The sequence below is a fragment of the Paenirhodobacter sp. genome (assembly GCF_050177655.1).
Lineage (GTDB): Bacteria > Pseudomonadota > Alphaproteobacteria > Rhodobacterales > Rhodobacteraceae > Rhodobacter.
Map to the genome: position 1 here is coordinate 1 of NZ_JBFXGV010000076.1, position 7100 is coordinate 7100.

The following is a 7100-nucleotide window of genomic DNA, read 5'->3' on the forward strand; positions in this document are numbered from 1 at the left end:
CGATGATCAGCCCGGGCTGTTCCTCGGCCGCGACCTTGGCGAGGATCTTCGCCACCGCGAGCGGCTCGATGTCGCTGTGCACGTCATCGGCGGCAGTGACGAGGATCGCGCGATCCGCGCCCATGGCCAGCGCCGTGCGCAGCGTTTCCTGCGCCTGTTTCACGCCGATCGAGACCACCACGATCTCCGAGACCGCGCCCTTCTCCTTCAGCCGGATCGCCTCTTCGACGGCAATCTCGTCGAAGGGGTTCATCGACATCTTCACATTGGCAAGATCGACACCCGTGCCATCCGCTTTCACGCGAACCTTCACGTTGTAGTCGATCACGCGCTTCACAGGTACGAGGACCTTCATCGGCGGTGTCTCCCATGGTTTCGGAGCGCCCCGAAGCGGGGCGGAGCTTGGTTCGGCAATTTTGTTACAATGCTGCCCGGGCGAAGGACAGGGAAAAAACGACGCCTCTTGCTGTCGCTACGTCACGTCGCGAGACCTGTTTGCGCAAACGCCCGGCCATGCGCGGGGGCGCAGCCGGGCGTGCAGCGGATCGACGGGTCTGGGGGACTCAGCAGGGCGCGTAATATTCGCGGCCGTAGCGGTCGCGATAGAGGCACTGGCCGTTCTGGTTGCGATTGGCGTTGATGATCGCGCCGGTGGCCATGCCGAGCGCCGCGCCCACGGCGGCGCCCCGGCCACGGTCATCGTCGGTGATCATCGCGCCGAGCGCGGCACCGCCGGCGGTGGTGGTGGCGAGGGTGCGCTCTTCCTGCGTTTCCATGCAGCCGGCGAGGGCAAGCGCGCAAAGCGGAAGGGCGATCAGGGCAGGTTTCATGGCGATTCTCCGTCTGGGACTACGCCCATCATAACGCAGGAACCGCGGTCGCGGTTCCCTTCCGGCGCGCAGGGAGCGGTTTCGGCGCCGCTCCGCCGCCCATGGGCTCGGCGGTTCGCGCCCGCACCCCAGGCCGGGGCTCCGCCCTTCCGGTCGGGAGCCCCCCGCTTCGGCAATGCTCAGCGGTTTGCGCCCGGAACCCAGAGCACGTCGGCGCGGCCTTCGTCATTCGCCATCCGCGATGCGGTGAAGAACCAGTCGGAAAGCCGGTTGAGATATTTCACCGCCCAGGGGTTGGCGCTTTCGCCCGCGGCGAGTTCCACCGCCTCGCGCTCGGCACGGCGCGCCACGGTGCGCGCGAGGTGCAGATGCGCGGCGAGCGCCGAGCCGCCCGGCAGGATGAAGCTGCGCAGCGGTTCGAGCACGGCGACCATCGCGTCGATCTCGGTCTCGAGCCGGGTCACCTGGGTCTCGATGATGCGCAGCACGGGATAGCCCGCCTCGCCGTCCTTCTCCATCTCGGGGCGCGCGAGATCGGCGCCGAGATCGAAGAGGTCGTTCTGGATCCGTGCGAGCGCCGCGTCGGTCTCGCCGGTCGCATGCAGCCGCGCGAGGCCGAGCGTCGCGTTCAGCTCGTCCACCGTGCCATAGGCGCGCACGCGGGGCGAATGTTTCGCGACACGCGCGCCGTTCACCAGCGCGGTTTCGCCCGCGTCGCCGGTGCGGGTGTAGATGCGGTTGAGCACGACCATCGCGGCCTCCCTTTTCAGCCCTTGCGCAGCCAGACAAACAGCAGAATGAGGGCGATCGCAACCGCCTGCGCGGCGATGCGCAGCCGCATCAGCTTGTTGGCGTTGCGTTTGTTGAACGCGCCGCCGCGGGCAAAGCCGCCGATGCCGATCATCAGGATGACGAGCACGACGAGGCTCGCCCCCGCGGCGAGCAGGAAAAGCGGATCGTTGCGCATCTTGCCTCCCTCGCTGCGCGGCCCCCAGAGTAACGGCGGTGCGGCGAAAAGCGAGGGTTTTGTCGGCGCGGGTCTGCGCAGGTCAGGCGCGGGAGAGGATCCAGTCCTGCAGCCGCAGCGGCAGGCGGCGGATGAGGGCGCTCAGATGCGTCGCGCCGGTGACGTAGTAATGCGAGCGCGGATTGGGCGCCTCGAGCGCCTTGAGAATCGCCGCGGTGACGGCGGAGGGCGGCAGCTGGAAGGCGTCGGGCTTGCCCGAACCGTCATAGAGCCGCTTGAGCAGCGCGCTTTCGTATTGCTCGCGGCGCGCGGAATTCTTCCAGTCGATCCAGCGCTCGAAATGCGGGATTGAGTTCACCCGGATCTTCGTCGGGATCGGGCCAGGGTTGATGGTGACGATCCTGATGCCGGTGTCGCGCATCTCGCGGCGCAGCACGTCGGTGAGCCCCTCGAGCGCGAATTTCGTCGCGACATAGGCGCCGCGCCAGCGGATGCCGACGATGCCGAGCACGGAGGAGCATTGCAGGATCCGCCCCTCGCCATTCGCGCCCTGCGCCCGCATCACCTTGATCGCGCGGGTGGTGAGGTCGTGCAGGCCGAAGAGATTGGTCTCGAAGATCTCGCGCAGCGCGCCGGGAGGCAGGTCTTCGACCGCGCCGGGGCAGGCGAAGGCGGCGTTGTTGTAGACCGCATCGAGCCGGCCACGTCCGCGGGCGAGCGCCTCGTTGAAGCCCGCCTCGATCGATGCGGGGTCGGAGAGGTCGAGTTGGAAGGAGGTCAGCCCCTCGCTGCGCAGCCGGGCGCAGTCTTCCTCGCTGCGGCAGGTGGCGAAGACCTTCCAGCCCGCCTTCGTCAGCCCATGCGCCGCGTCATAGCCGATGCCGGAGGAACAGCCGGTGATCAGGATCGTCTTCGCCATCGCGTCTCTCCGCCCGGGGATGCCTCCGGCGGGGATATTTGAACTCTGCAGAAGGGGCAAGTTCCGCCTTGCCCGGCGGGGTCAGCGCGCGGGGCGCAGGAGTTTCTTCGAGACCCAGCCGTCGGTGCCGTCGCCCTCGATGCGGATGCGGACCCAGCCGCCGCTTTCCGCGGTGACGAGCACCTGCTCGCCGCGGGTGAGCCGGTCGACCACGGCGTTGCCGGTCGAGGGGCCGGAGCGGACGTTGAGCGAGGACGTGTTCACCGCCCAGAGCGTGCCGCCGTCGACCGCCTGCGCCTCCTCCCGGCCGCGATATTCGGGCGCGGGGCGCAGCGACGGGCCCGGCATCGGCGCCAGACGCACCGGCGTGACCGCGGGGGCGGGGGTGTCGTCGGTGGTATAGGCGGCCGCGGTCACCGGGGTGAGTTTCGCCGGATCGGCGAGGCTCGTGGCGATCGGAGCCGTTTGCGCGGCGGCCTGCGGCGCTGCGGCCAGGGCCTCTTCGTCCTTGCCTCCGTCGCGACCGGCAACCGCCAGGACAAGATAGAGCGCGGCCAAAGTGATCAAGGTCATCCGGAACATTTCACCCTCCCCAGGGGACTCGTACTACACAGGAATGTTATCATAACGCTGTGCTTGCCCTTGGGGAATGAGTCAATCGCGGAACGGTTCCCGGGACGGGAGAAAAAAGCCCGGATTTTCCCGCAGAGGCGGCGTCCGCGTTTCGCGCTGGACCGGCGCGGGCGCAGCCTTTAGATCGGGGGCATGAGCGAAGATGACGACACCCCGCCGCAGATGACGACCTCGGAGCCGCTCGCCCGTGCGATCGGCGAGCGCTACCTGACCTATGCGCTCTCGACGATCATGCACCGCGCGCTGCCCGATGCCCGCGACGGGCTGAAGCCGGTGCATCGGCGCATTCTTTATGCGATGCGGGAGCTCAAGCTCAGCTCGACCGGCGGCTTCCGCAAATCGGCGAAGATCTCGGGCGATGTGATGGGCAACTATCACCCGCATGGCGATGCCGCGATCTACGATGCGATGGCGCGTCTCGCGCAGGATTTCGCGATGCGCTACCCGCTCGTCAACGGGCAGGGCAACTTCGGCAATATCGACGGCGACAATCCGGCGGCGAGCCGATACACCGAGGCGCGGATGGCGGCGCCGGCGGAGGCGCTGCTCGAAGGGCTGGCCGAGGATGCGGTCGATTTCCGCCCGAATTACGACGGCACGCTGAGCGAGCCGGTGGTGCTGCCCGCGGCCTTCCCGAACCTGCTCGCGAATGGCGCCTCGGGCATCGCCGTCGGCATGGCGACGAACATTCCGCCGCATAACCTCGACGAGCTGGTCGAGGGCTGTCTGGCGATGATCAAGGAACCGGAGATCACCGACGAGGCGCTCGTCGGGCTGATCCCGGGGCCGGATTTTCCGACCGGCGGCGTGCTGGTCGAGCCGCGCGAGAATATCGTCGAGGCCTATCGCACCGGGCGCGGCGCGTTCCGGCTGCGCGCGCGCTGGGCGGTCGAGGAGCTGGGCCGCGGCCAGTGGCAGGTCGTCGTCACCGAGATCCCCTATCAGGTGCAGAAGGCGAAGCTGATCGAACGCCTCGCCGAGCTGATCGAGACGAAGAAGGTGCCCGCCCTCGCCGATGTGCGCGACGAGAGCGCCGACGATGTGCGCATCGTGCTCGAACCGCGGGCGCGCACGGTCGAACCCGCGCAGCTGATGGGGATGCTGTTCCGCAATTCCGAGCTCGAGGTGCGGTTCTCGCTCAACATGAACGTGCTGATCGACGGGCGCGTGCCCAAGGTCTGCTCGCTCAAGGAGGTGCTGCGCGCCTTCCTCGACCACCGCCGCGAGGTGCTGTGCCGCCGCTCGCAGCACCGGCTGGAAAAGATCGCGACCCGGCTCGAGATCCTCGAAGGCTATATCATCGCCTATCTCAACCTCGACCGGGTGATCGAGATCATCCGCTTCGAGGATGATCCGAAGGCCGCGCTGATCGCCGAGCCCTGGGCGGCCGAGGGCGGGGCGGTCGCGCATCTGACCGAGGCGCAGGCCGAGGCGATCCTCAACATGCGGCTGCGCAGCTTGCGCCGGCTCGAGGAGATGGAACTGCGCGCCGAACGCGACGGGCTGATCGCCGAGCGCGAGCGGCTCGAGGCGCTTTTGGCCTCGGAAAAGGCGCAGTGGAAGCAGATCGGCAAGGAGCTCGCGGAGGTCCGCAAGGCCTTTGGCAAGGGCACCGAGGCGGGCAAGCGCCGCACCGATTTCGAGGATGCGGGCGAGGTCACCGACGTGCCGATCGAGGCGATGATCGAGCGCGAGCCGATCACCGTGATCCTGTCGAAGATGGGCTGGGTGCGCGCGATGAAGGGGCATCAGCCGCTCGATGCCGAGGTGAAGTTCAAGGATGGGGACGGCCCGGCCTTTGCATTGCATGCCGAGACCACCGACCGGATCGTGCTGATGGGCACGAACGGGCGCGCCTGGACGCTGCTTGGTGCGAACCTGCCCGGCGGGCGCGGCATGGGCGAGCCGGTGCGGCTCATGGTCGATCTGCCGAACGAGGTCGAGGTCAGCCATGTGCTCGTGCCGAAGCCGGGGGAGAAATTCCTGCTCGCCTCCTCGGATGGTGACGGTTTCGTCGTGCCGGGGGAGGAGCTCGTGGCCTCGACCCGCACCGGCAAGCAGGTGCTGAACATGCGCGAGGGGGCGAAGACCGCGGTTTGCCGCATGGTGGGCGGCGATGCCGTCGCCTGTGTCGGCGAGAATCGCAAGCTGCTCGTCTTCCCGCTCGAGGAGCTGCCCGAAATGGCGCGCGGCAAGGGCGTGCGGCTGCAGAAGTTCAAGGATGGCGGGCTGAGCGATGCGATCACCTTCACGCTGGCCGACGGGGTGAGCTGGAAGGATCCGGCGGGGCGCACCCGGACCGAGACGGATCTTTCCGAATGGCTGGGCAAGCGCGCCACCGCGGGCCGGATGGCGCCGCGCGGCTTCCCGCGGGACAATCGTTTCAATTGATCGAAAAAGAGGGGGGCGCAGCCCCCCTTGGCCTGCGGCCAATCCCCCCGAGGTATTTCCGGCAAGATGAAGGCCCGGGGCTTTCTTCCTGGCCGGAATAGGCCGGGGAGGCCGGGGGCGCGCAGCCCCCGGCGCGTTCAGGCGTAAAGCTTCGGCACGCCGAGCTGATCGTGGATGTGGTTCACCTCCACCGGCTGCAGGCCGAGCGCGGTGGCGAACTGGTGCAGGTATTGCGCCTCCGCCTGGCTGTCGAGGTCGATCGCCATCACCGACATCGTATAGGCCTGCGCCTCGAGCCCCTCGGGGATCTGCCGTGCCAGCCCCTCGACATCGACCGGCGCCGCCAGCTCCTGCTGCACGAAGGCCTTCTCGGCATCGGTGACCTCGCCGAGCTTCGCCATCAGCTTCTGCTGTTCGTCCGCGTCGATCTGGCCGTCGGCCTTCGCCGCCTGGATCATCGCCTTGAGCAGCAGCGCCGCGGCGAGTTCCTGCGCGGGGGCCGGTTTGCTGTCGGGCTCGCCGCCGTTCGCGAATGCGGAATTCAGGCTCGATCCGAGCCCGCCGCCCGAAAGCATGCCGCCGAGCAGCCCGCCGATGCCACCTGCGGCCCCCGCGGTCGCCAGCGAGCCGATCAGATCGCCGATGCCGCCCGTCGCGCTGCCCGATCCGCCGGTCGCGCCGGTGAGCTGGCCGAGGAGCGAACCGATATCGGGCTCCTGCGTCTTGCGCCGGCTCGTCGTGGCCGTGCGGCGGCTGGTCGTCGTGCCGGCACCCATGCCGCCGAGCTCGTCGAGCAAGCCGCCAAGCCCGCCGGCGACGCTGCCCGTGCCGCTGCCACCGCCGAGGATCGCGCCCATCATGTCACCGAGCCCGCCGGCGCCGGCCGAACTGCCCGAGGCGCTTCGGCCGCTCTTCGCGAGGCTCGAGGCGCCTTTCGCCACCGCCACGCCGATCGCCACCTTGGCCAGGGTTCCCATCAAGGACATCGTCAAACTCCCACAGAGGTTTCGCGCGCAGTCTAGCCGCCGACCCGCGGCCTGCCGAGGGGAAATGCGCCCCTCCGCTCCCCCGGTGCGGCGCGGCGGCGGGGGCGGCTGTGCCCGCGCCGCTTCGGGGCGGCGCCTGCGCGCCTGTGCGCGCGAAGCGGTCTTGATTTTTCCGCGTCATCGCAATAGGGAACGGCCGATATTGACTCGGGCCGATGGCGGCCCCCGAACCAAAGGCGCCCCGCGAATGGCAAAGGCAAAGTTTGAACGGACGAAACCGCACGTCAACATCGGCACGATCGGCCACGTTGACCACGGCAAGACGACGCTGACGGCTGCGATCACGAAGTACTTCGGTGAATTCAAGGCCTACG

The 7100-nt window shown here is 68.5% G+C and carries 9 protein-coding genes; 2 read left to right on the plus strand and 7 right to left on the minus strand.

Annotated elements, in window-relative coordinates; translation table 11 throughout:
* The 6 genes from AB7U46_RS17100 to AB7U46_RS17125 form a co-directional block, all read right to left on the minus strand.
* The coding region (locus AB7U46_RS17100; protein WP_428338193.1) for an electron transfer flavoprotein subunit beta/FixA family protein at positions 1-355 on the minus strand (355 nt) is incomplete at its 3' end.
* A 208-nt stretch (positions 356-563) separates the two neighbouring features.
* Entirely contained in the window at positions 564-830 is a 267-nt protein-coding gene (locus AB7U46_RS17105; protein WP_428338194.1) for a YMGG-like glycine zipper-containing protein, read from the minus strand.
* Positions 831-1009: 179 nt separating this feature from the next.
* On the minus strand, positions 1010-1582 hold the full coding sequence (locus AB7U46_RS17110) for a cob(I)yrinic acid a,c-diamide adenosyltransferase (RefSeq protein WP_428338195.1): 573 nt from the start codon (positions 1580-1582) through the stop codon (positions 1010-1012).
* Positions 1583-1596: 14 nt separating this feature from the next.
* Positions 1597-1797 (minus strand): twin transmembrane helix small protein, encoded by a 201-nt coding sequence (locus AB7U46_RS17115; protein ID WP_428338196.1) that lies wholly within the window; start codon positions 1795-1797, stop codon positions 1597-1599.
* 82 nt (positions 1798-1879) lie between these two features.
* Positions 1880-2716 (minus strand): SDR family NAD(P)-dependent oxidoreductase, encoded by an 837-nt coding sequence (locus AB7U46_RS17120; RefSeq protein ID WP_428338197.1) that lies wholly within the window; start codon positions 2714-2716, stop codon positions 1880-1882.
* 81 nt (positions 2717-2797) lie between these two features.
* On the minus strand, positions 2798-3298 hold the full coding sequence (locus AB7U46_RS17125) for an SH3 domain-containing protein (protein ID WP_428338198.1): 501 nt from the start codon (positions 3296-3298) through the stop codon (positions 2798-2800).
* A gap of 183 nt (positions 3299-3481) precedes the next feature.
* Between AB7U46_RS17125 and parC the strand changes: the two genes are divergently transcribed.
* Entirely contained in the window at positions 3482-5740 is a 2259-nt protein-coding gene (gene parC / locus AB7U46_RS17130; protein ID WP_428338199.1) for a DNA topoisomerase IV subunit A, read from the plus strand.
* Positions 5741-5877: 137 nt separating this feature from the next.
* On the opposite strand, the gene AB7U46_RS17135 is transcribed toward parC, so the two are convergent.
* Entirely contained in the window at positions 5878-6726 is an 849-nt protein-coding gene (locus AB7U46_RS17135; protein ID WP_428338200.1) for a DUF533 domain-containing protein, read from the minus strand.
* Between the two features lie 247 nt (positions 6727-6973).
* Between AB7U46_RS17135 and AB7U46_RS17140 the strand changes: the two genes are divergently transcribed.
* Positions 6974-7100: GTP-binding protein (locus AB7U46_RS17140; RefSeq protein WP_231555447.1), on the plus strand; the 127-nt coding region annotated here is incomplete at its 3' end.

Coding starts and splice junctions, on each gene's coding strand:
- AB7U46_RS17110 (WP_428338195.1), bottom strand. CDS start 1,582: ATGGTCGTGCTCAACCGCATCTACACCCGCACCGGCGACGCGGGCGAA.
- AB7U46_RS17115 (WP_428338196.1), bottom strand. CDS start 1,797: ATGCGCAACGATCCGCTTTTCCTGCTCGCCGCGGGGGCGAGCCTCGTC.
- AB7U46_RS17135 (WP_428338200.1), bottom strand. CDS start 6,726: ATGTCCTTGATGGGAACCCTGGCCAAGGTGGCGATCGGCGTGGCGGTG.
- parC (WP_428338199.1), top strand. CDS start 3,482: ATGAGCGAAGATGACGACACCCCGCCGCAGATGACGACCTCGGAGCCG.
- AB7U46_RS17120 (WP_428338197.1), bottom strand. CDS start 2,716: ATGGCGAAGACGATCCTGATCACCGGCTGTTCCTCCGGCATCGGCTAT.
- AB7U46_RS17105 (WP_428338194.1), bottom strand. CDS start 830: ATGAAACCTGCCCTGATCGCCCTTCCGCTTTGCGCGCTTGCCCTCGCC.
- AB7U46_RS17125 (WP_428338198.1), bottom strand. CDS start 3,298: ATGTTCCGGATGACCTTGATCACTTTGGCCGCGCTCTATCTTGTCCTG.